Origin of the sequence: Actinomadura sp. RB99, assembly GCF_014706005.1 — a bacterium.
Taxonomy (GTDB): domain Bacteria; phylum Actinomycetota; class Actinomycetes; order Streptosporangiales; family Streptosporangiaceae; genus Spirillospora.
Window position 1 is genome coordinate 1 of sequence record NZ_JABMCA010000002.1, and the last position, 23144, is coordinate 23144.

General features: G+C 73.7%; 24 protein-coding genes and 1 riboswitch. Of the genes, 12 read left to right on the plus strand and 12 right to left on the minus strand.

Going from position 1 to position 23144, the window contains the following annotated elements; all coding sequences use genetic code 11:
• Nucleotides 1-36: 36 nt before the first annotated feature.
• Nucleotides 37-279, minus strand: a complete 243-nt coding sequence (locus amrb99_RS49790; protein WP_206699756.1) for a helix-turn-helix transcriptional regulator — start codon at nt 277-279, stop codon at nt 37-39.
• Nucleotides 280-564: 285 nt separating this feature from the next.
• A riboswitch (cyclic di-AMP (ydaO/yuaA leader) is annotated at nt 565-702 on the plus strand.
• A gap of 27 nt (nt 703-729) precedes the next feature.
• On the opposite strand from amrb99_RS49790, the gene amrb99_RS01960 reads away from it, so the two are divergent.
• Nucleotides 730-1407 carry a CHAP domain-containing protein gene (locus tag amrb99_RS01960; protein ID WP_241755166.1) on the plus strand — a complete coding sequence of 226 codons (678 nt, stop codon included), beginning with the start codon at nt 730-732 and terminating at the stop codon, nt 1405-1407.
• Nucleotides 1404-2180 carry a glycoside hydrolase family 25 protein gene (locus amrb99_RS01965; protein ID WP_190851404.1) on the plus strand — a complete coding sequence of 259 codons (777 nt, stop codon included), beginning with the start codon at nt 1404-1406 and terminating at the stop codon, nt 2178-2180. The genes amrb99_RS01960 and amrb99_RS01965 overlap by 4 nt, the downstream gene beginning before the upstream one ends.
• 62 nt (nt 2181-2242) lie before the next feature.
• Here amrb99_RS01965 and amrb99_RS01970 read toward each other — a convergent pair whose 3' ends face one another.
• From amrb99_RS01970 to amrb99_RS01980, 3 genes are all read right to left on the minus strand, one after another.
• Nucleotides 2243-3778: an MFS transporter gene (locus amrb99_RS01970; RefSeq protein ID WP_190851407.1), complete on the minus strand. Its 1536-nt coding sequence runs from the start codon at nt 3776-3778 to the stop codon at nt 2243-2245.
• Between the two features lie 13 nt (nt 3779-3791).
• Nucleotides 3792-4346 (minus strand): TetR/AcrR family transcriptional regulator, encoded by a 555-nt coding sequence (locus amrb99_RS01975; RefSeq protein ID WP_190851409.1) that lies wholly within the window; start codon nt 4344-4346, stop codon nt 3792-3794.
• Between the two features lie 91 nt (nt 4347-4437).
• A complete protein-coding gene (locus amrb99_RS01980) occupies nt 4438-7044 on the minus strand; it encodes a DUF4132 domain-containing protein (RefSeq protein ID WP_190851411.1) in 2607 nt (868 codons plus the stop codon).
• Nucleotides 7045-7128: 84 nt separating this feature from the next.
• On the opposite strand from amrb99_RS01980, the gene amrb99_RS01985 reads away from it, so the two are divergent.
• The 6 genes from amrb99_RS01985 (at nt 7129) to amrb99_RS02010 (ending at nt 11821) form a co-directional block, all read left to right on the plus strand.
• On the plus strand, nt 7129-7866 hold the full coding sequence (locus tag amrb99_RS01985) for a TIGR02206 family membrane protein (RefSeq protein ID WP_190851413.1): 738 nt from the start codon (nt 7129-7131) through the stop codon (nt 7864-7866).
• A gap of 285 nt (nt 7867-8151) precedes the next feature.
• Nucleotides 8152-9783 carry an ATP-binding protein gene (locus tag amrb99_RS01990; RefSeq protein ID WP_190851416.1) on the plus strand — a complete coding sequence of 544 codons (1632 nt, stop codon included), beginning with the start codon at nt 8152-8154 and terminating at the stop codon, nt 9781-9783.
• 40 nt (nt 9784-9823) lie between these two features.
• Entirely contained in the window at nt 9824-10249 is a 426-nt protein-coding gene (locus tag amrb99_RS01995; RefSeq protein WP_347256514.1) for a roadblock/LC7 domain-containing protein, read from the plus strand.
• On the plus strand, nt 10246-10611 hold the full coding sequence (locus amrb99_RS02000) for a DUF742 domain-containing protein (RefSeq protein WP_190851422.1): 366 nt from the start codon (nt 10246-10248) through the stop codon (nt 10609-10611). Before amrb99_RS01995 ends, amrb99_RS02000 begins: the two co-directional genes overlap by 4 nt.
• Nucleotides 10592-11182, plus strand: a complete 591-nt coding sequence (locus amrb99_RS02005) for an ATP/GTP-binding protein (RefSeq protein ID WP_190851425.1) — start codon at nt 10592-10594, stop codon at nt 11180-11182. The genes amrb99_RS02000 and amrb99_RS02005 overlap by 20 nt, the downstream gene beginning before the upstream one ends.
• Before the next feature lie 57 nt (nt 11183-11239).
• Complete coding sequence (locus amrb99_RS02010; protein WP_347256498.1) at nt 11240-11821, plus strand: GAF domain-containing protein; 582 nt, start codon at nt 11240-11242, stop codon at nt 11819-11821.
• A gap of 127 nt (nt 11822-11948) precedes the next feature.
• On the opposite strand, the gene amrb99_RS02015 is transcribed toward amrb99_RS02010, so the two are convergent.
• Nucleotides 11949-12521: a dihydrofolate reductase family protein gene (locus tag amrb99_RS02015; protein ID WP_190851427.1), complete on the minus strand. Its 573-nt coding sequence runs from the start codon at nt 12519-12521 to the stop codon at nt 11949-11951.
• Between the two features lie 149 nt (nt 12522-12670).
• Entirely contained in the window at nt 12671-14257 is a 1587-nt protein-coding gene (locus tag amrb99_RS02020; protein WP_190851438.1) for a phosphodiester glycosidase family protein, read from the minus strand.
• 200 nt (nt 14258-14457) lie between these two features.
• Here amrb99_RS02020 and amrb99_RS02025 point away from each other — a divergent pair, with 200 nt between their 5' ends.
• A complete protein-coding gene (locus amrb99_RS02025) occupies nt 14458-15285 on the plus strand; it encodes a ferredoxin (RefSeq protein WP_190851442.1) in 828 nt (275 codons plus the stop codon).
• Between the two features lie 54 nt (nt 15286-15339).
• On the opposite strand, the gene amrb99_RS02030 is transcribed toward amrb99_RS02025, so the two are convergent.
• The 4 genes from amrb99_RS02030 to amrb99_RS02045 form a co-directional block, all read right to left on the minus strand.
• On the minus strand, nt 15340-16155 hold the full coding sequence (locus amrb99_RS02030; RefSeq protein WP_190851445.1) for a family 1 encapsulin nanocompartment shell protein: 816 nt from the start codon (nt 16153-16155) through the stop codon (nt 15340-15342).
• The gene (locus amrb99_RS02035; protein WP_190851447.1) at nt 16152-17216 is read right to left on the minus strand and encodes a Dyp-type peroxidase; all 1065 of its coding nucleotides are present in this window, start codon (nt 17214-17216) and stop codon (nt 16152-16154) included. The genes amrb99_RS02030 and amrb99_RS02035 overlap by 4 nt, the downstream gene beginning before the upstream one ends.
• 155 nt (nt 17217-17371) lie before the next feature.
• The gene (locus amrb99_RS02040) at nt 17372-17653 is read right to left on the minus strand and encodes a hypothetical protein (RefSeq protein ID WP_190851449.1); all 282 of its coding nucleotides are present in this window, start codon (nt 17651-17653) and stop codon (nt 17372-17374) included.
• Nucleotides 17654-17791: 138 nt separating this feature from the next.
• Nucleotides 17792-18160 (minus strand): SH3 domain-containing protein, encoded by a 369-nt coding sequence (locus amrb99_RS02045; RefSeq protein WP_190851451.1) that lies wholly within the window; start codon nt 18158-18160, stop codon nt 17792-17794.
• Nucleotides 18161-18549: 389 nt separating this feature from the next.
• Here amrb99_RS02045 and amrb99_RS02050 point away from each other — a divergent pair, with 389 nt between their 5' ends.
• Together amrb99_RS02050 and amrb99_RS02055 are read left to right on the plus strand one after the other, a co-directional pair.
• Nucleotides 18550-19434 carry an SRPBCC family protein gene (locus amrb99_RS02050; protein ID WP_190851454.1) on the plus strand — a complete coding sequence of 295 codons (885 nt, stop codon included), beginning with the start codon at nt 18550-18552 and terminating at the stop codon, nt 19432-19434.
• A gap of 35 nt (nt 19435-19469) precedes the next feature.
• Nucleotides 19470-20663 carry a hypothetical protein gene (locus tag amrb99_RS02055; RefSeq protein WP_190851456.1) on the plus strand — a complete coding sequence of 398 codons (1194 nt, stop codon included), beginning with the start codon at nt 19470-19472 and terminating at the stop codon, nt 20661-20663.
• A gap of 8 nt (nt 20664-20671) precedes the next feature.
• Here amrb99_RS02055 and amrb99_RS02060 read toward each other — a convergent pair whose 3' ends face one another.
• Both amrb99_RS02060 and amrb99_RS02065 read right to left on the minus strand, forming a co-directional pair.
• Entirely contained in the window at nt 20672-21418 is a 747-nt protein-coding gene (locus amrb99_RS02060) for a DUF2817 domain-containing protein (protein WP_190851458.1), read from the minus strand.
• A gap of 137 nt (nt 21419-21555) precedes the next feature.
• Nucleotides 21556-22323: an alpha/beta hydrolase gene (locus amrb99_RS02065; protein ID WP_190851460.1), complete on the minus strand. Its 768-nt coding sequence runs from the start codon at nt 22321-22323 to the stop codon at nt 21556-21558.
• Between the two features lie 286 nt (nt 22324-22609).
• Here amrb99_RS02065 and amrb99_RS02070 point away from each other — a divergent pair, with 286 nt between their 5' ends.
• Nucleotides 22610-23119: a nuclear transport factor 2 family protein gene (locus amrb99_RS02070; protein ID WP_190851463.1), complete on the plus strand. Its 510-nt coding sequence runs from the start codon at nt 22610-22612 to the stop codon at nt 23117-23119.
• The last annotated feature ends 25 nt before the right edge of the window (nt 23120-23144 follow it).

A 23144-nucleotide genomic window follows, 5' to 3' on the forward strand; every position in this document is an offset into this window, starting at 1 on the left:
GCCGGGCGGCGGGCGGGGCCGCCGGGCCCGGCCCGTTCAGCGCGGTGGCGGCGCGGCGGGGTCGTCCGGCGGTGCCGCCGGCGGCTCCAGGCCGATGATGAGGCGGAGCCCGAGAGCGTTCGCGACGCGCTCCAGCACCGGCAGCGGCGGGAGGCGCGAACCCGACTCCAGGCGGGAGACCGCCGGCTGGTCGAGGCCGGCCATCCGGGCCAGCCGGGCCTGCGTGATGCCCAGCGCGCGGCGCCGCAGGCGGATCGCCGCGCCGATCGTGTCGTTCAACGGACGTCCTCCTCGTGCTCGGTTCCGGCCGTTCAAGGACCACGATCGCCGCCGGCGGGCCCGGTCCCATCCGGTGATGGTCGGAACGGCGCGCGCCGTCCGGGCGACCTGGCGGGTCCACCGATCGGTTGATGCGGCACCCGGGTGCATGAAAAAGTCCGCCCGCGAACCGCGACGGCGCCGGGGATTTCGCTTTCCGGCGTGCCTTTTTATGCATAATTTATTTGCCGTGGAAATTTGGTGACGCCCTTATTTCGTGCTTAGTCTCCACCGCATCGGCCGAAGTCCGGCCGGCCGCCGAATCCCTCCAGAGGGAGCCGGGGACCCAGGTTCGTTGGGGTGAATCCGCTGGTCGCCAGCGATAGGGCCGTCTCCTGGCCCGAACCCGTCAGCTAACCCGGCAGGCGGAAAAGGAGAGGTGGACGGCCCTTGGACACGGGCATCCAAGAAATGATCAAGAACCTCGAGTCCGAGCTCGGGTACACGGAGAAGGGAGGCGGCTACACCAAGTTCGGGGATTGGTACTCGAAGAACGTCGACCATTCCTACGACTTCTCGAACGCGGCCTGGTGCGACATGTTCCTCGTCTGGGGCGCGACGAAGGCGGGCGTCGCCAAGCAGGTCGGGACGTACGCCTACACGCCCTCGCACGCGGCGTTCTTCAAGAAGCACAAGGCGTTCGACGCCGAACCGGCCCCCGGCGCGCTGGTCTTCTACGACTGGTCCGGAGGCAAGGGCATCGACGGCATCGACCACGTCGGGATCGTCACCAAGGTCGACGGCGGGCGGATCCACACCATCGAGGGCAACGTCGACGGGCGGTTCGTCAAGCGCAAGGTCCGCGACCAGGACGACGTCGTCGGCTACGGGCACCCCGAGAAGGTCCCGATCGGCCGCAAGCCGACCACCGCACCGGCGCATCACGGCGGCCCCCCATCCGGGGGCGGCGCGAAGACGGCCGCGATGGCCTATACCCGACCGGCTCCCACCGACGGTCCGCCCGTCGAGCTGTGGAGCGCGGTCGGCGCGGTCCTCTTCCTGACACTCTCGCTGCTGGTCTTCCTCAAGCACCGGCGCGCGACGACGGCGGCCACCACGGCACCCGCCACAAGGGAGGAGGACCGATGAAACGGCTCGCGAAGCTGCTCGCGGCGTCGGCGATCGCCGGCGGGGCCCTGCTCCACCTGGCCGCCCCGTCCGACGCCGCTCCATCGAACGCCGCTCCATCGAACGCCGCTCCATCGAACGCGGTCCCGTCCGATGCCGCCGCGCCGAAGGCGGCCCCGTCCCATGCCGTCGAGCGGTCGAGGTCCCTCCCGCAGGGGGTGGACGTGTCCACCTACGACCGGGGCGTCGACTGGGGCGGCGGCCGCCTCGCGTTCGGCATCGCCAAGGCCACCGAGGGGACCGGCCACGACGACGCGACCTTCGCCGCCAACTGGGCGAAGATCCGCCAGAACGGCCTGGTCCGCGGCGCGTACCACTACGGGCATCCGAAGAACGACCCGGTGCGGGAGGCCGACCACTTCCTGTCGGCGGTCGCGTCCGCCGGCCTCCAGCCCGGCGACCTGCTCATGCTCGACCTGGAGACGACCGACGGCCGGTCCGACCACCAGGTCAACGCGTGGGCCAAGCGCTGGCTGGAGCACGTCCAGCGGAAGACCGGCGTGAAGGCGTTCTTCTACAGCTCGTGGTCGTTCGCGCAGGAGCACGGCGACGGCCTCGCCGGCTATCCCCTGTGGGTGGCGCACTACGGGAAGGCGCCGGGACGGGTGACCGCCCCGTCCCCATGGAAGCAGTGGACGATCCACCAGTACGCGTCCACCGACCATGACCACAACGTCTCCCGGCTCGCCGCGGACCAGCTCCGCGGCCTCGGCTACAACCCCTCGCACCGCTGAGGGCGGGCCGGACGGACGGCGCTCCGCCGTCCGTCCCGCCCGGCCGGGTCCGGGACAGGGCCTCAGTCGGCGGTGGCGCCCGGACGCTGCGGCTTGAGAAGGATCCAGGCGGCGACGGCCGTCGCCAGCAGGACGGCGGCGCCCACACCGGCGGTGTAGCGCAGGCCCGCGGCGAAGGCGTCGCGGGCCGCCTCCATGAGCGCCTGGCCCTCGGGACCGCCGAGCGCGGCGGCCGCCTGGGCGGCGCCGCCGATCGAGTCGTGCGCCGCCGCGGCGGCGCCGGCGGGGACGCCGTCCGGGGTCGCGAAGCCCCGGTAGACGCCGGTGGTGATCGAACCGAGCAGCGCGATGCCCAGCGCGGCGCCGAGCTCGTAGGCCGTCTCGGAGACCGCGGACGCGGCCCCGGCCTGCTCCTTCGGCACCAGGGAGACGATCATGTCGGACGTCGTCGCGAAGGCGAACCCGGCGCCGGCCCCGGCGAGCAGCAGCGCCGCGAACAGCAGCGGGTAGCCGGTGCCGGCGTGCAGGCCGGCGAGCAGCGCCAGCGCCAGGCCCATGGCCGCGAGCCCGCCCGCGACCACGGTGCGGACCGACGTCCGCCGCACGGCCAGCGCCGCGAGCAGCCCGGTGACGATGGAGCCGATGGTGGCGGGCAGCTCCGCCAGCCCCGCCTCGAGCGGCGAGCGGCCCTGGACGAGCTGGAAGAACTGCGACAGGAAGAACACCAGCCCCGCCAGCCCGAGCACGGCGAGCAGGTCGGCGGCGACGGCCGTGCTGAAGCCGCGGTCGCGGAACAGCCGGACGTCGATCAGCGGCGAGGCGAGGGTCCGCTGCCGGCGGACGAACCAGGCGAGGGCGGCGGCGCCCGCGACGGCGGCCGCGCCGACCTGCGCGGACCAGCCGTGCGCCGCGGCCTCCTTGATCGCGTAGACCGTCCCGATCATGCCGACGAGGGACAGGGCGGCGCTCGGCAGGTCCCACGGCCCCGGCGACGGGTCCTTCGACTCCGGCAGCAGCCGCGCACCGGCCACGACCAGCACGGCCATCACCGGCAGGTTGATCAGGAAGACCGAGCCCCACCAGAAGTGCTCCAGCAGCAGGCCGCCGACCAGCGGGCCGACGGCGGCGCCCGCCGAGACGCTGGAGGCCCAGACGCCGATCGCCATGGAACGTTCCCGTGGGTCGGTGAAGATGTTCCGGATCAGCGCCAGCGTCGACGGCATCAGGGTCGCTCCCGCCACGCCCATCAGGGCGCGGGCCGCGATGAGCAGCTCGGGGCCGGTGGCGTAGGCGTTGAGCACCGAGACGGCGCCGAACGCGGCGGCGCCCGCGAGCAGCAGCCGCTTGCGCCCGATGCGGTCGCCGAGGCCGCCCATCGAGACCAGCAGGCCGGCGATGACGAACGAGTAGACGTCGCCGATCCACAGCAGCTGGGCGCCGGACGGCCGGAGGTCCTCGCTGATGAACGGGGTGGCGAGCCCCAGCACGGTCGCGTCGACGGCGACCAGCAGCACGGCGAGGACGAGGACGCCGAGGGAGACCCAGCGGCCGGGGGCGCGGTCGTGCCGCACGGGCGCGTGCGGCGGCGCGGTGGTCATGGTGGCACGGTCCTTACGAAGTCTTCCGGCGGCGCTCGACGCCGCCCAGCAGCAGCCCGGTGATCATCGCGGTGTAGTCGCGGGGCGCGGTCCTGCCGGCCTGGATCGCCCAGGCGGCGGACGCGATGAGCCCGTAGAGGGCCTCGGTGAGCCAGGCGGGGGAGAGGTCGATGCGGAACTCGCCGGACTCCTGGCCGCGCCGGAACAGCGCGGCGATGCGCGCGTCGAGCCGCTCCCAGCCCGCGTTGATCTGCTCGCCCTCGAACAGCTGGTTCTCGGTCGCGAGGAAGCCGAGGAACGCCGCGACCGGGCGGCTGGCCTCGACCAGCCGCACCAGCGCGTCGGCGGCGGTGCCCTCGTCGAGGCGGGCCTCGTCCATCACCGCCTCCAGGCGGCGCAGGCCCAGCTCCTTGAGCGCGCGGACGAGGCCGTCCCGCCCCGCGAAGTGGCGGTGCAGGGTGGCGCGGCTGATCCCGGCGGCGTGCGCGATCTCGTCCTGGGTGGCGGTCGCCTTCCGGGACAGCAGCTCCGCGGCGTCGGCGAGGACCCGCTCGCGATCGAACGTCATGAGACGATGCTACCTCGTATGAGACATCATTGTCTCATCTGAGTGGTTCACGTCACCCGCGTGCCGGGTCCGGCCAAGAGGGCGGCGACGGTCAGGATGCGCTGCGCACGAGGTCGTGGACGGCCTCGCTCATCGTCACCGGATCCACGTCGCCGAGGGGCACGGAGTCCTGCGGCTCGCGGGCCGGGGCCGGGCCCGCCCACAGGCAGGTGATCTCCTGGTCATCGCCCTCGCCGTACATGTAGTGGCCGAGGCCGGGGCTCAGGCCCGCCACGACGTACAGGCCCGCCGGGTCGCGCCGCGCGAGCCATCCCCCGGCGAAGGCGCCGTCGGCGTCCACGGACTCCCAGCGCCCCTGCGAATGGCCCTTCGCCTTGCCGTACGGCAGGACGAGACCCTCCACGCGGGCGAGCCTGCGCGCGCTCCGTTCGTCGTCCGTCAGCCGGTAGACGGGGCGCCCGAGCTGCTCGAACGGCTGCAGGATCTCGTAGTCGGCGAACAGCTCCGCCCACGCGTCGAGGTCATCGCCCAACAGCAGGGGGTGGGCGATGGCGATCCGGGCGTCCGGCGCCGGTGCGAAGGCGTCGTCGTTGATGTCGGCGTAGGTGCGGTCCTCGGCGACGCGGAACGCGGTGCCGTCATCGGTGATCCACACCAGCCGGCGGACGATGTGCCCCAGCAGCGGATGCTCGACGAACAGGCGGCGGAAGTCGTCCGGCGTCCGGTTCCGCCGGGCGATCATGGCCTTCTCCAGGCGCTTGATCTCCCGGTCGGCGATCGTCCGCAGGTCCTTGCGCAGGCCGGTGAACAGCGCGTGCGCGGCCGGGGCGAGCGCCGGATCGTCCTTCGGGCCGGGCTTGGGCGCGCTCTTGCGCACCTTCCCGCTCGCCTCCACGACCAGCGGGACGAGCTGCTGGTCGAACGTCACCGTGAACCGGCGCGGGCCGTAGTCCAGGACGAGCGTGCCCTTCCCGTCCAGGCCGAAGTCGGGGACGGCGCGGTCGGCGAGGTCGTCCGGCGTGATGCCGCGCGCGGCGGCGATCTCGTCGATCTTCTGCGCCGCCTTCGCCTTGAACCCCTTGTACCTGCCGTGGCGGGTCAGCTCGAACAGGTGGGCGAGGGCGACGTCGGAGCCGATCCCGGCCAGCACGTCCAGCGCCGCGACGGCGCGGGCGGACCCGCCCTCGCCCGGCCACTGCTTGATCAGCGGAGTGAGCCGCCGCACCGTCGTGTCGTCCCCGATCAGGCCGAGCTGGGCGAGCGCCCAGTTGTGCTTGGTCGGCGCGCCGAGCGCGTACCAGCGCTGGAAGAGCGCCCAGGAGAACTCCGCCAGCGAATGCCGGTCGCAGAAGTCCCGGACGTCCGCGGCCTCGGGCGCCTTCCTGGCGAGCAGCCCGAGCAGGCGCTTCGTCGCGTCGGCGGGAAGCGCCCGGTCGCGGTCGCGGGTGAGGATCCGCGGGAGCGAGCCCGGGTCGGCCCAGTCGGTCTTCGTACCGCGGGCGGGCCTGCCGGCCAGCACGGCGGGCAGGTCGTCGCAGTCGGGGACGGCCGGGCGCGGCAGCAGGTCCTCCGCCGTCCCCTGCGGCAGCGCCTCCGCCAGGTCGGGCCGCGCGTGCAGCAGGCCCCGCAGAAGCCCGGCCGCTTGCAGCCCCCGGACCGACCCCTCGTGGACCAACGGCGCCAGCGCCCGGACCGCCTCCACCGGATACCGATCGGCCGCCTCCTCGAGCGCGGCCGGCACGCCTTTGATCCCCATATTGCCGAGCAGGATCGGGAAGATCCCCTCGTCCGCGATCCCCAGCAGCGCCTTCAGCACGAGGGGACGCGCCTCGTCGATGTGGCGGCAGTCGTGGGCGAGGGCGCGTTCGAGCAGCGGCAAGGCGTCCGCGCCCAGCCCGTCGAGCAGCGTCGCGAGCACGCCCGGCGACACCGGCGTCCAGCCCATCCGGCCGACATGGTCGGGGGTGGACGCGGAGCACAGCAGGTGGTCGTGCCCGAGAACCGTCTGGGACCGGTCGGCGAGGGCCTCGTCCATCCAGGCCGACTCGGTCGGGGCCAGGTAGGAGGCCGTGCGGCGCCTCGCCGGGTCGCCGCGGTGCGCCGCCAGCCGCGCGACGGCGTCGCGGTACTCGTCCTCGGGAGCCGCCGCCAGCAGCGCGCGGAGCCGCTTCACCGCGGCGTCCTCGGCGATCCACCGATGGTCGAGGGAGTGGTCCCGGGACGCCGTGCGCCGCAGCTCGCCACGCCATCCCTTCGGCGGGACCGTGTAGCTGTGGACGACGACGCGGATGACGCCGTCCGGCCCCGGCGTCGCCGGCCTCGGCCGCGGGCCGAGGGCGATGGAGGACGCCTCGGTGAGCGCGCAGGCCGCGAACGCCGGGCCATGGTCCAGGACCCAGGCGTCCACGAAGGCGGCGCCGTCGACGTCGTCGAGGTACTTCACCGCGACGGCGGCCAGGACCGCCGCGCCCACCGGGTCGGCCACGCCGTCCAGCCAGGCCCGCACGGCCTCCCGGAGGGCGGGGGCGGTGCGCTCGTGCGCCGCCATCTCCGCGGCGATCGGGCGCGCCGCGCGGTCCCATTCGCGCGCCCGCCGTGCGGCCTTCTCGTCCAGAACGACGTCCGGCCCGGCGACGCCGCCGTGCCGGGGATGGAGGTGCTCGCGCCACTCGACCGGAATGTCCACCGTCTCGATCATGGCCCCGGAACCTAACGGCCCCTGCCGACACTCTCGCCGTAGCGGCTCGGCCGGCGGCGGCGCCCGAGCGGCTAGCATCACCGAATGCCGCTGATCGCAGCCGGTCGCTTCGTCGCGTACGGGCCGTCCCACTGGGCGGTGCTCGGGGTGTTCGCGATCGGCTGCGCCGTGCTCGTGGTGCTCGGCCGCGGGCAGCGGGCGCCGGAGCCGGGCGAGGCGCCCGGCGAGCAGGCGAAGGGCTTCGGCCGGGCCTACGCGCTGGCGATCCTGTTCGTGATGGTCGGCACGCAGGTGCACACCCTGCTGCCCGCGGAGTGGCGGATCGGCGGGTCGCTGCCCCTGCAACTGTGCGACGTGGCCTGGCTGACCGCGGCCGGCGCGCTGTGGACGCTCGGCCGCCGCTGGTACGCGCTGACCTACTACTGGGGGCTCACCCTGTCGGTGCAGGGCCTGCTCACGCCGGCGCTCAACGGCGGCGACTACCCCGACATCGACTATCTGGCCTTCTGGGGCATGCACCTGATGATCGTGTGGGCGGCGGTGTACCTGACCTGGGGGCTGGGGATGCGGCCGGACTGGCGCTCCTACCGGTTCGCGGTCGCGGTCACGGTGGCGTGGGCCGCCGGCGCGTTCGTCTTCAACGAGATCGCCGGGACGAACTACGGCTACCTCAACGCCAAGCCCACCACCGGCTCGGCGCTGGACCTGCTCGGCCCCTGGCCGTGGTACGTGCTGGCCGAGGTCCTGATCCTCCTGGCGGGCTGGGCAGTGATCACCTGGCCCTGGACGCGCGTGCGCCGGGACCCGCCGCCCGCCCGCTGAAACGCGGTCCCGCCAGCGCTATTGGACCATTCCAATAGCGCTCCGTTCCCTACCGTTTCAGAACGCCATATGCGCTGAGATGGTGTTTTGCAGGGCGACAATCCGCGGTCAAGGGTGAGTGCGACATTGCGGACTAATTACAGCAAATCGCACCCGGATCGCTGGAATCTCGGCATTCCGCGCGTCCTCGTAGAGGCATTGTGTCAGCCTGGATGCGGCCGTGGGCGGACGAATTCGTACCGCTCAGTTTATTGATCTTCAAAGTCCGATGTACCGAGGACGCCGATGCCTGACTTCTTCGAACCCGCCGCCGGGGCCGATCGCCGGGACGTCCAGCGTTACGACAGGACCCCTGCTTACGGCAGGCACCGCCAGACCGGCATGCGCGTCGTCCATCTGTCCATCTCCGTGCTTCCCGCGGCCGCCGTCGGGCTCCTCGGGACCGTCGCCGTCGCCGCGCTGTACGACGGCGGCGCGCCGCCGCGGTCGGCGCGCACCGTCCTGGTCGTCGCCGCGCTCGGGACCGTCACCGTCCTGCTCGCCGCCGCGTGGGCGGCGGACGCGGCGACCCGGCGGGTGGAGCGGCACCGGGCCCAGGGCGCCGGCCGCGACCTGGAGGCCGTGCGCCGCAAGCTGGGCGAGCTCGCCTTCCTGACCGCGCGCGGCCGGCGCGAGCTGCGGGAGATGGCCGACCGGCTGGGCGCGGGCGAACCGGTCGCCCGCTGGACCGAGGACCCGCCGCCCGCCGACCCGGGCGACCCCGCCGCGCAGCTCGCCGGCGAGCTGCGCCGGGCGCAGGGCGAGGCGTGGAACGCGGTGCTCGACGCCGCGAGCCGGCGGGCGGCCGGCGACCGGCGCGTCGGCGTGTTCGTCAGCCTCGCCCGCCGGATGCAGTCGCTGTCGCACCGCGCGATCCAGGGCCTGGACGGGCTGGAGAACCAGGTCGAGGACCCCGACCTGCTCAAGGGGCTGTTCAAGGTCGACCACCTCGCCACCCGCACCCGCCGCCAGGCCGAGAGCCTCGCGGTGATCGGCGGGGCCGCGTCCCGCCGCCAGTGGACCCGGCCGGTGACCGTGTACGAGATGCTCCGCTCGGCCATCGCCGAGGTGGAGCACTACAAGCGGGTCAAGGTCGTGCCGCCCGCCGAGGGCAGCGTGCACGGCAGCGCGGTCGCCGACATCGTCCACCTGCTCGCCGAGCTCATCGAGAACGCCACGAAGTACTCGCCGCCGCACACCCAGGTGCTGGTCCGCGTCGAAAGCGTCGCCGCCGGCCTCGCCGTCGAGGTCGAGGACCGCGGCCTCGGCATCCCCCGCGAGGACCAGCGGCGGCTGAACGAGCTGCTCGCCGACCATGAGCGGGGCCACACCGAGGAACTGCTGGGCGAGGGGCGCATCGGCCTGCACGTCGTCTCCGCGCTGGCGCGCCGGCACAAGGTCCGCGTCCAGCTCCAGACCAACGTCTATGGCGGGACGCAGGCCGTGGTCGTGATCCCGACGGAGCTGGCGGGCGGGCCGGAGGAGGCCGAGACCCCGGCGCAGGCCGGGCGCGCCGCCCCCGCACCGGCCCCGGCCGGGCCGCCGCCCGGCCCCCGGCACGCCGCACCCCCGCGGCCGGAACCCGCACCCGGAGCCCCCCACCGGCCCGCGGCGCCCACATGGGAGACCGGGCCGCAGCCGCCGATGCCGGTCCAGGCCGCCGGGCCCGCCGTCCCGCAGCCGGACGGCGAGCGGCCGGAACTGCCGCGCCGCCAGGCGCAGAAGCACCTGTCGCCCGAACTGGCGAACGCCCCCGTCCACCGGGAGCCCGACCAGGAGGCCGAGCACAATCCGGGATTGATGGCGGCATTCCAGAAGGGCATGCGCAGCGCCCTGGAGAATGACGGCGCCGTGGACGGGCCGGACACCGGGAAATGACGAGCCACCAGGAAATGACGAGGAGCTCCCATTGAATGCTGTGCCCCCGAACGAGGAGCAGGATCTCGCCTGGCTATTGCGGGGGCTGGGCGACGAGGTCCCGGCCATCCGCGGCAGCGTGCTGCTGTCCGCCGACGGCATGCTGAAAGCGGCCCACGGATTCGACCGCACCAGCGCGGAGCAGATGGCGGCGCTCGCCTCCAGCCTCTTCTCCATCACCCGGAGCGCCGGCACCAGGTTCGACGGGAGCAACGAGGTCCGGCAGGTCGTCGCCGAACTCCGGTCGAGCCAGCTGTTCATCTCCTGGGCCGGCTTCAACTCCGTGCTCGCGGTGATGACGAGCGCGGACGCCGACCCGGCCGTCGTCGGCTTCGAGATGGCCCGGCTGATCCGCGCGGTACGGCCGTTCCTGCACACCGCGGCGCGGCCGGCGGCCGCGGCGAACGACCGAGCCCCCTCGCCATGACGGCCGGCGGCGAGGAGATCTGGGTCGACGCCGCCGCCGGGCCGCTCGTGCGCCCGTACACGGTGACCGCCGGCCGCACCCGCCCGACCGTCCGGCTCGACCTGCTGTCGCTGGTGGTGGCGACCGGCCGGCGCCCCCTTGAACTGGCCCCGGAGCACGCCGAGGCGCTCGCCTGCTGCCGCGCCCCGACGTCGGTCGCCGAGGTCGCGGCGCACCTGCGGCTCCCCGTGACCGTCACCAAGGTCCTCCTCGCCGACCTGCTGGACTGCCGCGCCATGAGCACGCGGGCGCGGCGCACCGCGGCCGACCCCACCGACCGAGCCCTCCTGGAGAAACTGCTCGATGGCCTTCAACGAGCCTGACGCGTCCGCGCCGTCCGCGACGCAGGTCAAGATCCTCATCGCGGGCGGGTTCGGCGTCGGGAAGACGACGTTCGTCGGCGCCGCCAGCGAGATCGAGCCGCTGAACACCGAGGAGCTCATCACCACCGCCAGCGCCGGCTCCGACGACCTCGGCGGGATCGAGGGCAAGTCCACCACCACCGTGGCCCTCGACTTCGGCCGGATCACGATCGAGCAGCACGGCATCGTGCTGTACCTGTTCGGCACGCCCGGCCAGCAGCGCTTCTGGTTCATGTGGGACGAGCTGTCCGCGGGCGCGCTCGGCGCGATCGTGCTCGCCGACACCCGCCGGCTCGCGGACTGCTTCGAGGCCGTCGACTTCTTCGAGAACCGCGGGACCCGCTTCCTCGTCGCGGTCAACGAGTTCGACGGCGCGTTCCGCTACGCCCCGGACGAGGTCGGCGCCGCGCTCGGGCTCGACCCGCGGGTGCCGATCGTCCTCTGCGACGCGCGGGACGGCGGCTCCGCGACGGCGGTGCTGCGGGCGCTGATCAGCCATCTCCTTGTCGCCGTCCCGTCCGCCGCCGTCTGACACCGCTTCCGTCCGATACCACCCCGCCTCCAGCGCCGACCCGCCCCAGGAGCCCCCGTGATCCAGGACCCGCTCTACGAACCGTCCGGCCACCTGCTGACGCCCGTCGACCCCGAGGTGCCCCAGCGGGTCGTCCGGCTGCGGGAACTGCGGCTCGGGCAGGCCCCGGACGCCGAGTTGGACGCGTTCGCCCGCGACCTCGCCGAGGCCGCCCGGCACCTCGCCGGCACCGACCTGCCGCCGTTCGCGATGGTGAACTTCGTGACCGACCAGCAGTACCTCGGCGGCCTGTACGCGCCGCGGCAGCCGGGCGCCGACCCGGCCGACGCCGTCGAGCTCGGCCGGGAGGCACCGCTGGACCACGGCTACTGCCCGCACGTCGTCGTGCGGCGCAAGGCGCTGGTCCTGGACGACGTGTGCGACTACCCGCGGTTCGCCGGCAACCCGGTCGTCGACAAGCTCGGCATCCGCACCTACGTCGGCGCTCCCCTCATCGACCGGACGGGAACGGTGCTCGGCACGATCTGCGTCATCGACCGCGAGCCGCGCCCCTGGGGCCATGCCGGGCTCGACCTCATCAAGGAGCGGGCCGCGGACCTGATACAGGTGATCCGCCGGCGCGAGGAACGGCTGGGCTGACCCTCAGGGAGCGTGGTCACGACCGCCGCGGCGGTCCCGGCCAGGCCCGGGGCGTCCGCGGGATCGAGCGCGACGGTGGCGTGCCGGCCGCGGTGCCGTCCTCCATGCCGAGTGAGAACTGAGGCCGCTAGGGCACCGGCACCGGGTCGGTCTCCCGCCCGTAGCGCGAGAGGACGGCGGCGCCGGTCTGCTCGGCCGACAGGCATTCCAGGTACGCGGGCGGGCCGCCGGCCGGGAACAGCCGCTCGCCGGTGCCGAGGACGGTCGGGAAGGTCAGCAGCCGGTACTCGTCGACGAGGTCCTCGGCCATCAGCGCCCGCACGACGCTGAGGCTGCCGGTGACGACCACGTCGCGGCGCTCGCCGCGGACGGCCTCCGCGAGGCCGCCCTGGAGGACCCGCGAGTTCTGCCACGCGGAGGCGTCGGCGAGCGTGCGGGAGGCCACCAGCTTCGGGACCGCGTTCATCCGCGCGGAGAACGGGTCGTCGCGGCCCGGCCACAGCCGCGAGAACAGCTCCCAGGTCCGGCGCCCCAGGAGCATGACCCCGTCGTCGAGGACGGCGCCGAGCCGGAACTTGTCACCGGCGACCGTCCCGGGGCCGTGCCGGAACGCCCAGCCGCCGTGCGGCGTGCCGCCGGATCCGTCCGGGTCGGACACGATGCCGTCGAGGGTGACGAACTCGATGACGATGACGCTCACGATGGTGTTCCTCTCGGTCGGTGCTCGCCGGTACTTACCGGCCGCGCCGCCCGGACTCATCGCTCGCGGCCCGACTTGTTACCCGCGAACCGGCTTGTTGCTCGTCGCCCGGATCGCCGCACGCGCGGCGATCCGGGCGGGGCCGGCGGTCAGCCGCGGCCGGGGAGGAGCAGGATCCCGTCGCCCACGCTGCGCTCGCCCGCGGCGTCGGACGGGCGGTTGACGAGGGCGCCGCCCGCCGTCGCCATGGTGGTGGAGCCGCCGCCGTCGAAGTTCATGGCCTGGACCGCGCCGAGCGACCGCATGACCTTCGCGGCCTCCTCGATGGACAGGCCCTCGCTGTAGCCGGGCTCGCGGCCGTCCGCCGCGACCATCAGCAGCCGCCCGCTCCGGTCGACGCCGACCATGGTGCGCGGGTTACGGCGCAGCACCCAGTTGTAGTAGAACGACTGGTCGCCGCCGGTGTGGACGAGCCCGTCGGCGTAGGCGTCGACCCAGACCCGGCCGTCCCGCACGAGCTGCGGGCCGGCGCCGAGGATCGACGTCCGGGGGTCGAGGCGGACGGGGCGGCCGTGGTCGAGCACCCGCTCCGAGATCGCGAGCCGCGTGCCGGGGCGGGCGTGGGCGCGCAGCCAGTCCGCGGCCGTCCCGATCGCCTGGACGGTGCGCCCGCCCGCCGGGATCGCGGTGCCCCGCGACTCGCGCAGCTCCGTGACGCGGCCGGACGCGTCGAGGACGGCCTCCGCGCCGGCCCCGGCCGGGCTCGACGCCCCGTACACCGGCGTGAAGGCCACGAGTTCGTCGGGGTCGGTGCAGGTCACGTCGTGCTGCGGGCGCTCGGTCGGCTGGTCGCCGCCGACACCGCCGCAGTTGTCCACGAGCCCGGGCAGCCGGTCGACGCCGTCGAGCTCGCGGGCCGCGCGGTCCTGGGCGCGGACGCGCAGCTCGGTGCCGAGCTGCGCGAACCGCACGCCGCGGCCGCTCTGCGGCAGGATCATCGCGGTGCGGCCGTTGTTCGCCTCGCTGGTCAGCTCGCCGTTCAGCACGTGCAGCCCGGCGGAGCCGCCCTTGCCGGCGGAGGTGAAGTAGGTGCCGTTGACACCGGCGACGGCGCCGCTGTCGCGTACCAGGTCCGACACCTTGTCGGTGGCGGTGAGCGTGCCGCCGACGGAGGAGACCACGCGGCCCCCGAACCGGCGGGGGTCGACGGTGATGACGTGCAGGCGCCAGGGGCCGGTCGCGGCCGTCCCGTCCTCGGCCGTGTAGGACGTGCCGGCCGAGAACCCGGCGGCGGTGAGGGCCGGGAGGTCCTTCTTCGCGTCGGCCTCCGTCGCGTACCGGCCGACCCGGACGACGTAGCCGACGCGTCCGGCCGGCACGTCGGCGAAGCGCGGGCCGTCCACGGCCTCGACCCGCGGGTGCAGCCCGGCCGCCTCCAGGCGGCGTGCGGCGTCCTCGGCGGTCGCCTCGGGCGCGATCACGGCGGACGCGTTGCCCGGCACGGACAGCCGGACGTGCAGCGTCCAGAAATCGGCGTCCGACGTCTCGCCGCGGACGATCGAGGTGAGCGTGACCCCCGGCGCGAGCCGCTCCGTCTCGCGCTGCTCGTGCAGGCCGGAGGGACCGAGGGGGAGGGGCGCGTGCGCGGAGGCGGTGGGGGCGGAGGCCGTGGCTGGGGCGGCGAGGGCGGCCACGGCGGCGGCGGACAGCGCCGCGGCGAGAAGGGGACGTCTCATGCGGTCATGATCGTCGCGGCCGGTGACGCGCGAGTGGCCGCCAGATGATCGTTTCCGCGCCCCGGCGAGGCGGCGCGCGCGGGCGCCCGTGCGCGGCCGTCGCCGGCGGCCGGGTGGCCCGCCGCTGGGGAGGGGCCTAGGTTGGTGGCATGGCTCGCGGCGACAGGCGTCATCCGGAAAGCGCGGCCGGAGACTGGTACGTGGACGATCGCTGTATCGGCTGCGGCGGCGCGGTCTCGATCGCTCCCGCGCTGTTCACCTTGGCGAGCGACGGCCGGCGCTTCGTCATGACGCGGCAGCCGGCCACCGAGGACGAGGTCCGCCTGGCGCAGCTCGCGGCCGAGGTGTGCCCTTCACGGTCCATCGGCACCGCGTCCGGTGCGAGGTGGCCGCGGCATCATCCCCTGGAGATCGCCCCCGGCGTCTGGCGGACCGGCTCGAACTCGCCCAAGGCCGCGGGCGGCAACGCCTTCGTCGTGCAAGGCGCCGCCGGAAACGTGCTCATCGATTCGCCGCGCTTCACCTCGGCGCTGGAAGCGTGGATCGGATCGCTCGGCGGGCTCACGGCGATCCTGCTGACCCACCGCGACGACGTCGGCGACGCCGACCGCTACGCCGAGGCGTTCGGCGCGCAGGTCGCCGTCCATGCCGCCGACGCCGACGCCGCTCCGTTCGCCGACCGGATCCTGACGGGCGCCGACCCCCGGGAGGTCGTGCCCGGCGTGCTGGCGATCCCCACGCCGGGGCACACCGAAGGCCACGTCATGTACCTGACGCAGGACGGCACCCTCTTCACCGGCGACTCCCTCGGATGGGACCCCTACCGCCACGACCTCGGCGCGGAGCCGTACATGTGCTGGTACTCATGGCCCGTCCAGGTCGACTCGCTCGAACGGCTCGGCCGCCACGCGTTCACGCGGGTCGTCCCCACCCACGGCACCATCAGCCCGACGCTGGAACCGGACGACATGCGCCGACGCCTCCAGGCCCTCGTCGCACGGCTGCGCCGCGACCTCGCGGGCACGTAGCCCAGGCGTCCCCGCTCGCCGCGAGACCGAGGGCACGAGTACCGGGCCGCCGCCCTAGGCGTGCCGCCCCTCCGCGCTGAGCGGGACGCTCGACTCGGCCGTGACGGACAGGAAGGTCAGCGTCTCCTGCAGGTAGAGCCGGACGTGCTCGGCGTCGTGCGAGAGGTAGCCGATCGAGAGGTCCTGGCCGAGATGCAGCTCGTAGTCGCCGCCGCGGGTCGACACCAGCAGGGCCCCGTCCAGCGCGGGCGCCCAGATGATCTCGCCGTCGGGCAGCAGCCGCGCGAGGTGGTGGTGGACCGGGTACCCGTGGTCGGTGGTCTCCGCGACCGCGGTGTACGCCTCCGCCGACAGCAGCAGGCTGTACGGGCCGCCGACGCCGGCGAGCCGCAGCGCGCTCAGCGCCTTGGCGACGGTGTCGGGGACGAGCCGCGCGTCGGCCGGCAGCGGCAGCGCGCTGTTGGAGGCGCCGGGCACGATCCCGGTGATCCCGGCCGGGCCCGAGCCGTGGAAGACGGCGCGGTCCTCGGCGAACGCGATCCGCTTCGCGGCGTCCTTCGCGGGCTGCCAGTCCGGGTCGCGCGCGCCGCGCTCGACGTCGTCCACGTCCTGCCGGGCGACCTCGAAGGGGACCCGCAGCTCGATGATCGGCTGGGCCCGCCGCCGGTGCACCAGCACCCCGTCGGCGGGCGAGCCGAGCGGGTCGACGTGCCCGGTGCCGACGGCCGACAGCGCCGGGCCCGCCGGACCGACCACGTCCACCACGCGGCGGCCCGCGACGTGCCGGGTGAAGGTCCGGCGCACCTCGGCCTCGAGGTCGGTCCAGGCCGCCTCCGAGACCGGGGCGAGTTCGCGGTGCAGATTGTTCATGCGGTGCCGTTCCTCCTGAGGCCGCCGATGCCGAGCGAGCCGTCTCCGGCCGGGCCGCCTCCCGCCGGGCCGTCCGCGTGCGGCGGTGGCGGCGGGCCGGCCGCGGCCTCGGCGGACGCGAGGGCGAGGCGGGGCGACGGGTCGTCCAGGAAGTCGGCCGTGGGCACGTAGAAGAGGCCGCCGGTGACCGCCGTCGAGAAGTCCAGGATGCGGTCGTGGTTGCCCGGCGGGTCGCCGATGAACATGTTCTCCAGCATCTTCTCGATGACGGCGACGTCACCGACGTAGCCGATGAAGTAGGTGCCGAACTCGTCGGCGCCGATCGAGCCGAACGGCATGTTGTCGCGCACGATCTGGTGCTGCGTCCCGTCGGCGTCCTCGATCGTGTTCAGCGCGACGTGCGAGTTCGACGGCTTCACCTCGTCCGGCAGCTCGATGTCGCTGAGCTTCTCGCGGCCCATCGCCCGTTCCTGCGCCTCGACCGGCAGGGAGTTCCAACCCCGCATGTCGTGGACGTACTTCTGCACGACGACGTAGCTCCCGCCGGCGAAGGCCGGGTCCTCGTCGCCGGCGGTCACGGCGGCGACGGCGTCCGGGCCCGACGGGCTCTCCGTGCCGTCGACGAAGCCGAGCAGGTCCCGCTCGTCGAAGTACCGGAAGCCGTGCACCTCGTCGGCGACGTCGGCGTGCCCGGCGAGCCGGGACATGAGCCGCCGCGCCAGCTCGAAGCACAGGTCCGCGCGGCGGGCCCGCAGGTGGAACAGCAGGTCGCCGGGCGTCGACACCGCCGTGTGGACGGCGCCGGTCAGCACCCGGAACGGGTGCAGGCCGATCGGGCGGGGCGGGCCGTAGAGCCGGTCCCACAGGTGCGCGCCGATGCCCGTCACGCAGCTCAGGCCGTCCTCCGGGGCCCGGAAGCCCACGGCGCGCGTCAGCCCCGCGATGTCGGGCAGCAGCCCGCGCACCGCGTCCTCGCCGCCCGGCCGGACGGTCACCACCAGGAAGATCGCCGCCGTCGCGGGCGGCGCCAGCACGTCCTGCGGCTGTCCCTGCTGCGGCATCGCGTCCCCCCGGTCATCAGCGCCGATCTACCCCGGGCGCCGCGCCGGTGAAACCGGGCCTGAGCAGGACGGACGCAGTCTTGCCCGTGGTGACGGCGAACCTTGGCACGGCCGGCGCGGACGGCGCGGGCGTTTCGCCGGTGCCGATCCGCTCATCAGGTTTCGAACCGGACGCACGTTCCGTACGCGATGTACTGGGTCTCGGTGTTGATGCGCATGACGTCGGTCGTGGTGAAGTCGGTGCGGCCCACCACGTTCGGGACGGCGAGAAGGCACACCCCCATGACCGCGTCGGGCCGGAGGTCGGCGCTGGCGCGTTCGAGGTTGGTGAATGCGGACTCGGGGCTCGACGCGGGCTGGCCCGCCCTGATCCCCAGCGTGGTGACGCCTTCCTGGTCGTCCGGGATGCGGTCCGTCGTGTACATCGGTGTGCTCACCGGTGATTGATGCCCACGCCGCGCCGAAGCCTTATCAGGGGGCATTCATGGCTCGGGAAACTTCGCGTGCCGTCCGCGCGGCGCGATGCCGCGTGCGGCAGGCCGGGCAGGCGGCCCGCCGCACGCGGCGGAGAGGGCCTAGCAGTGGTGCACCCGGCCCTTGATGATCCTGATGTAGCGCCCGGCGACCCATTCCGGGGTGCTGATGCCGAGCCGGTACCAGGTGCGGTCGCCCCTGACGGACTGGCCGAGCGCCCAGCACTTGATGTCGACGATCTGCCCCGGGCGCAGCGAGCCCAGGCGCCGGGAGCGGGTGGTGGGCCGGCTCCGGATCGCGAGCCGGTGGCGGGAGATGACCCGGCCCTTGGGGTAGGCGTTGGCGACGTGGGCCGTGGCCGAGACCCGGTCCGGACCCGTCCGGCCCGCGTCCGCCAGGGCGGCCGGCGCGGTCGCGACGCCGGTGCCCATGACGCCCGCCATGACGGCTATCGCCGCTTTGTAATGCATTTTCAAGGAGGTTCTCCTATGCGATGTCGAATCGCCGCCGCGACCGCTGGGGCGGCCGCGGGCTCGGGGCGATTTCACCCCCGGCTTTTTAACCGTTTCAATACGCGCCGACACGCCGCCGGACGGCCCCCTGCGGCGAACGGCCGACTCCGTGCGGCGAACGGCCGGCGCCCCCTGTGGCGACGCGGAACGGTGCCGTGCCGGGGCGCGTGTAGATCGTTGTTTCCGCAGGTCAGTGCATCTCTGGACGTTGGCTCGCGCGCTACGGGCTATGTTGCATAAAAGGGGTAGAGGCGACGTGGCGAACATAGCTATGCGCATCCCTCATCGCCGGTGAATCCGGCATCTCTGACAATGACCGGCATCACGACGAGGACGGAGTGGTGACGATGGCTCGAACCAGCTCTTCCGACACTGACACCACCGAGAAGCGCGAGTCCGGCAACGGCGCGACGGACGGACTTCCCATCGACAAGCTCAAGGAGGCCGGGCAGGAACTCCTCCAAGCGCTGATGGTGAAGGCGCTGAAGAGCGCGACCGGTCCGGTGAAGGACATGGCCGAGCGGCTCGCCGACTCCGGCGGGGGTGCCGGCGCGAAGATGGCGGCCAGCGGCGTCGAGAGCCTGCAGGAAGGGAAGTCGCCGCTCAAGGCCGGACTCAAGGCGGGCATGACCGGCGCCAAGGAGACCGCCAAGAACGCCGTCGGAGGCGGCGACGGCAAGGGCGGCGGCGAGGACGAGGCCAAGGTCATCAACATCGTCGAGAAGTTCGACGTGGGGCTGCCGCGGCGGGTCGCCTACGACCAGTGGACGCAGTTCGCCGAGTTCCCCAGCATGACCAGCAAGGTCGAGAAGGTCGAGCAGGAGTCCGACGAGAAGCTCAACTGGCGCGCCAAGATCTTCCTGTCCCACCGTGACTGGGAGTCCACCATCGTGGAGCAGGTGCCCGACGAGCGGATCCTCTGGAAGTCCGAGGGACCGAAGGGCTACGTCGACGGCGCGGTCACGTTCCACGAGCTGTCGCCCGACCTCACCCGGATCCTGCTGGTCGCCGAGTACCACCCCGACGGGTTCCTGGAGAAGACCGCGAACCTGTGGCGCGCCCAGGGCCGCCGGCTCCGCCTGGACTTCAAGCACATCGAGCGCCACATGATGACGCGGACGATGCTCCAGCGGGACGACGTCGAGGGCTGGCGGGGCGAGATCCGCGACGGCGAGGTCGTCAAGACCCATGAGGACGCGCTGAAGGAAGAGAAGCAGGCGGGCGACGACTGACCCCGCCCCGTCCCGATCCCCGGCTTGGAGGAGCGATGGCCGACAACGCGGACGTCACGAACCGGGAGCCCGACCGGAGCGAGTCCGGCGAGGTCCAGGAGAAGACCGGGCGGATCGTCCCGCCGGAGGAGGAGCGCCCGTCCGCCGAGGGGCCGGACGTCCACCTCAACGTCCCGGAGCTGAAGGTGGACGAGATCTCCCTGGAGGTCAACGACCTGGAGGCGCACGTCTCGCTGGTCGCCGAGGTGCTCGACCTGCTCAAGCTGAACGTGGGCGCGGACGTGGGCCTCGGCAGGGTCAAGCTGGAGATCAAGGGCGTCGCGGCGCAGGCGCTGCTCCAGGTCCGGCTCGACAACGTGGCCGAGATCGTCGACCGGGTCCTGACGACCCTCGACCGGAACCCGGAGATCCTCCAGCACCTGGGCCGCGGCGTGGAGGCCATCGCACGCGACGTCGGGTCCGGCACCGGCGAGGCGGTGGGCCAGGTCGGCCGGGGCGCCCGGGGCGCCGTCGAGGACGTCGGGAAGGGCACCGGCCGCGCGGTCGAGGACGTCGGCGAGGGCGCCGGTGGCGCGGTCAAGGATGTCGGCGAGGGCGCCGGTGGCGCGGTCGACAAGGTCGGCGAGGGCGCCGGTGGCGCGGTCAAGGATGTCGGGAAGGGCGCCGGTGGTGCGGTCGACAAGGTCGGCGAAGGGACCGGCGGCGCGGTGAAGGAGGTCGGCGAGGGCACGGGCGGTGCCGTCGACAAGGTCGGCGAGGGCGCCGGCGGCGCGGCGAAGGGCGTCGGCGAGGGCGCCGGTAGTGCGGCGAAGGGCGTCGGCGAGGGCGCCGGTGGTGCCGTCGACAAGGTCGGCGAAGGAGCCGGCGACGCCGCGGGCAGCGTCGGCGAAGGGGCCGGTGCGGCCGCGGAGAGCGCGGGCGAAGGCGCGGGCCAGGCCGCCGGAGGAGCCGGCAAGGCCGCCGAGGGGGCGGGAAGTGCCGCCGAGGGCGTCGCGAAGGCCGGTGGAGGCGCGGGAGACACCGCCGCAGGTGAGGGCAAGGCCGCCAAGGAGACGAAGGACACCGCCGAAGCCGAAGGATCCGAAGGATCCGAGGACGCGGAGAAGGCCGCGCCGTCCGACTCCGGCGACGGGAAGGACGAGTCCACCGACTTGCAGGACGCTCTGCACGAGGCCGAGGACTCCGTCCGGGAGCTGGGCCGTGCCCTGCTCCGGATGGTCACCCGGTAGCCGCGCGGTCAGTTCCCCGTGGCGCGGCGGACGGCGTTCGCGTACCGGTGGACGGCCTCCGAGGAGAGCCGTCCGCCGGGGAGTTCGACCACGAACGCGCTGGCACCGACGATGGTGTTCTCCCAGACGGTCGCGCTTCCCGGATAGTCGGGCAGTGCGCGTAGCGGGAGACCGACGTCGCGGGCGAAGCGCCGCTCGACGTCCCTCGGCCCCTGGGAGCCGTCGACCACGGCGAGCTGCTGGTGGAACCAGATCGCCACGGTCGGCCGGACGCGCCGCACGAGGCGCGCGGCCGCCGCGGACTCCGGTTCCGACAGCGGCCCCGCACCGGACGAGCGGGCCGATCCCGGTGCGTCCATCCGGCGCCAGCCGGACGGGAAGTTCCGGTTGAGGTCGACGCCGCGGGCGTTGCCCCGCGTGCGGGCCGCCATCCCGTCCGGGTTAAGGGCGGGGACGATCCACAGGTCGGCGTGCGCCGGGCGCGGCCCGGCGGCCAGGGCGTCCGCCACCGCCGCTCCGGCCGGTTCGTCGCCGTGCAGGCAGCCGACGACGAGCACCCGCCGCGCCGCGTGCGGGTCTCCCAGCTCGACCGCGGAGATCGGACGGCCCTGGACGGACCTGCCCAGCGGCACCGTCCGGTGGACCGTGCCGTCCGCCTGCGACGCGCCGCTCCGCCCGCACGCCACCAGGAGGATCGCGACGGCGCCGAGAACCGCCCCGGGCCGGTGCCAGGTCGCCGTCCGCCGCACCGTCACGACCTCCCCCTCGCACCTCGCCGGCCGGTTCGGGGGAGTGCCTCACCAATGCCCTGCGAGCGCCCGGTGATGCGCTCGGCTCCGGGCCTGACCTCGAGCCGGCTCGAGGTCAGGCCCGGAGCGTCACGCCCGTCGCGTCACGCCGCCGGTGCGACCGCCGTGCCGAGATGCCGGGTGAGGAACGGGGCCGGGTCCTCGAACGCCGGGACCCCGCCGTGCCCGCCCAGGTTGGCGTGCATCGTCTTCTCCTTCGAGCCGATGGCGTCGAACAGCCCGAGCGCGGCCTGCCGGTCGACGTGCTCGTCGTCCCACTGGAGCATGAACAGGACCGGGACGGTGACCCGCCGGGCCGCCTCGAGCAGGGCGTCGTACACGACGAACCCGCCGCCGAAGATCGCGGCGGTGATCCTCGGGTCGGCCGCCGTCAGCGGTATCCCGATCGCGGTGCCGAGCGTGATGCCGCCGCCGTAGGCGACCGGCGCGTCGGCGCCGATCTCCGGCAGGTCCTGGAGGGCGTCCAGCGTCGCCCGCCACTCCGGGACGGCCTGCTCGGCCAGCGACGCGCCGTACCGGGCGCTGACCGGGCCGATCGGTTCGCCCGCCGCCATCGCCTGCCGGAGCTCAGCGCGGGCCCGCTCGTCCTCCGCCGTGCGCGGCCGGTCGCCGTGCCCGGGCGCGTCGATGGCGGCGACGGTGTGACCGCAGGCGGTGGCGAGGTGGCGGGCGCGGGCCGCGAGGGCGGGGGTCTTCTTGTGCAGGCCGCCGCCGTGGCCCATGAGCACCAGCGGTGCGTGGGCCGGGCCGGAGGCGGGGGACCAGAGGACGCCGGTGACGTCGCCGAGGGTGAAGTCGCGTTCGACGACGCCGTTCGACGTGGTCTCCGCGGTGAAACGCAAGGAATTCATGGTGGTGCCTTTCGGGATCGCCTTGGTGGGGGCGCTCCCGGCGACACCTGCGTCAGTCGCCGACCGTGAGAGCGAAGGGGAGCACCCACTTCTGAACAGCCTTCATGGGTCTCACCTCCTCGCGCGGTTTCACGGCGTCGCGTACGTTATCAGCCCGCCGCCGTCCCGCCCAATCCCTTTTTCGGACGGCCGGGAATTCCCCGCGCTCCCGCTGGCCGGGAACGCCCGCCATGCCGTGCGGCGCGCGCCGTTAGCGTTGCGCGATCCACTCTGAGAGGGGTTCGACATGGCGGACGACGCAGGGCACCGTTCCCTGGAGCAGCGGGTGGCCGACCTGGAGCGCATCGAGGCGATCAAGGCCCTCAAGCACCGCTACTGGCGCGCGTGCGACGCCAAGGACCCCGTCGCGTTCCGGGAGAGCTTCACCAAGGGTCCCGCGTCGATCGACTATGGCTCGCTCGGCACGTTCACGGACGCGGACGCGCTCACCAGGGTGTTCACCGAGATCGCGCTGCGCGAGGTCGACGGCGGGTACGCGGTGCTCGACATGCACCACGGCTTCCACCCCGTCATCACCGTCCTGGACGACTCCACGGCGACCGGCACCTGGTCCCTGCGTTTCAGGCAGCTGAACCGGGTGGACGGCACCGAGCTGCTCATGGCCGCGGAGTACGACGACGAGTACGTCGTCGAGGACGGGGGCTGGACGATGGTGAAGTCGCACGTCCGGACGCTGTGGACGATCCTGCGCCCGCTGCCCGAGGGCACCCGCGTGAACCAGGTGATGGGGCGCTGACCCGTTCCCGGCCGGTCCGCCGGCC

Bases quoted from the DNA above. Each gene is read 5' to 3' on its own strand.
- amrb99_RS01985 (WP_190851413.1), top strand. From the start codon at position 7,129: ATGCCGCTGATCGCAGCCGGTCGCTTCGTCGCGTACGGGCCGTCCCAC.
- amrb99_RS01980 (WP_190851411.1), bottom strand. From the start codon at position 7,044: ATGATCGAGACGGTGGACATTCCGGTCGAGTGGCGCGAGCACCTCCAT.
- amrb99_RS01965 (WP_190851404.1), top strand. From the start codon at position 1,404: ATGAAACGGCTCGCGAAGCTGCTCGCGGCGTCGGCGATCGCCGGCGGG.
- amrb99_RS02065 (WP_190851460.1), bottom strand. From the start codon at position 22,323: ATGAATTCCTTGCGTTTCACCGCGGAGACCACGTCGAACGGCGTCGTC.
- amrb99_RS02070 (WP_190851463.1), top strand. From the start codon at position 22,610: ATGGCGGACGACGCAGGGCACCGTTCCCTGGAGCAGCGGGTGGCCGAC.
- amrb99_RS02005 (WP_190851425.1), top strand. From the start codon at position 10,592: ATGGCCTTCAACGAGCCTGACGCGTCCGCGCCGTCCGCGACGCAGGTC.
- amrb99_RS02020 (WP_190851438.1), bottom strand. From the start codon at position 14,257: ATGAGACGTCCCCTTCTCGCCGCGGCGCTGTCCGCCGCCGCCGTGGCC.
- amrb99_RS02035 (WP_190851447.1), bottom strand. From the start codon at position 17,216: ATGCCGCAGCAGGGACAGCCGCAGGACGTGCTGGCGCCGCCCGCGACG.
- amrb99_RS02055 (WP_190851456.1), top strand. From the start codon at position 19,470: ATGGCCGACAACGCGGACGTCACGAACCGGGAGCCCGACCGGAGCGAG.
- amrb99_RS01975 (WP_190851409.1), bottom strand. From the start codon at position 4,346: ATGACGTTCGATCGCGAGCGGGTCCTCGCCGACGCCGCGGAGCTGCTG.
- amrb99_RS02030 (WP_190851445.1), bottom strand. From the start codon at position 16,155: ATGAACAATCTGCACCGCGAACTCGCCCCGGTCTCGGAGGCGGCCTGG.
- amrb99_RS02000 (WP_190851422.1), top strand. From the start codon at position 10,246: ATGACGGCCGGCGGCGAGGAGATCTGGGTCGACGCCGCCGCCGGGCCG.
- amrb99_RS01960 (WP_241755166.1), top strand. From the start codon at position 730: ATGATCAAGAACCTCGAGTCCGAGCTCGGGTACACGGAGAAGGGAGGC.
- amrb99_RS01970 (WP_190851407.1), bottom strand. From the start codon at position 3,778: ATGACCACCGCGCCGCCGCACGCGCCCGTGCGGCACGACCGCGCCCCC.
- amrb99_RS01990 (WP_190851416.1), top strand. From the start codon at position 8,152: ATGCCTGACTTCTTCGAACCCGCCGCCGGGGCCGATCGCCGGGACGTC.
- amrb99_RS02050 (WP_190851454.1), top strand. From the start codon at position 18,550: ATGGCTCGAACCAGCTCTTCCGACACTGACACCACCGAGAAGCGCGAG.
- amrb99_RS02045 (WP_190851451.1), bottom strand. From the start codon at position 18,160: ATGCATTACAAAGCGGCGATAGCCGTCATGGCGGGCGTCATGGGCACC.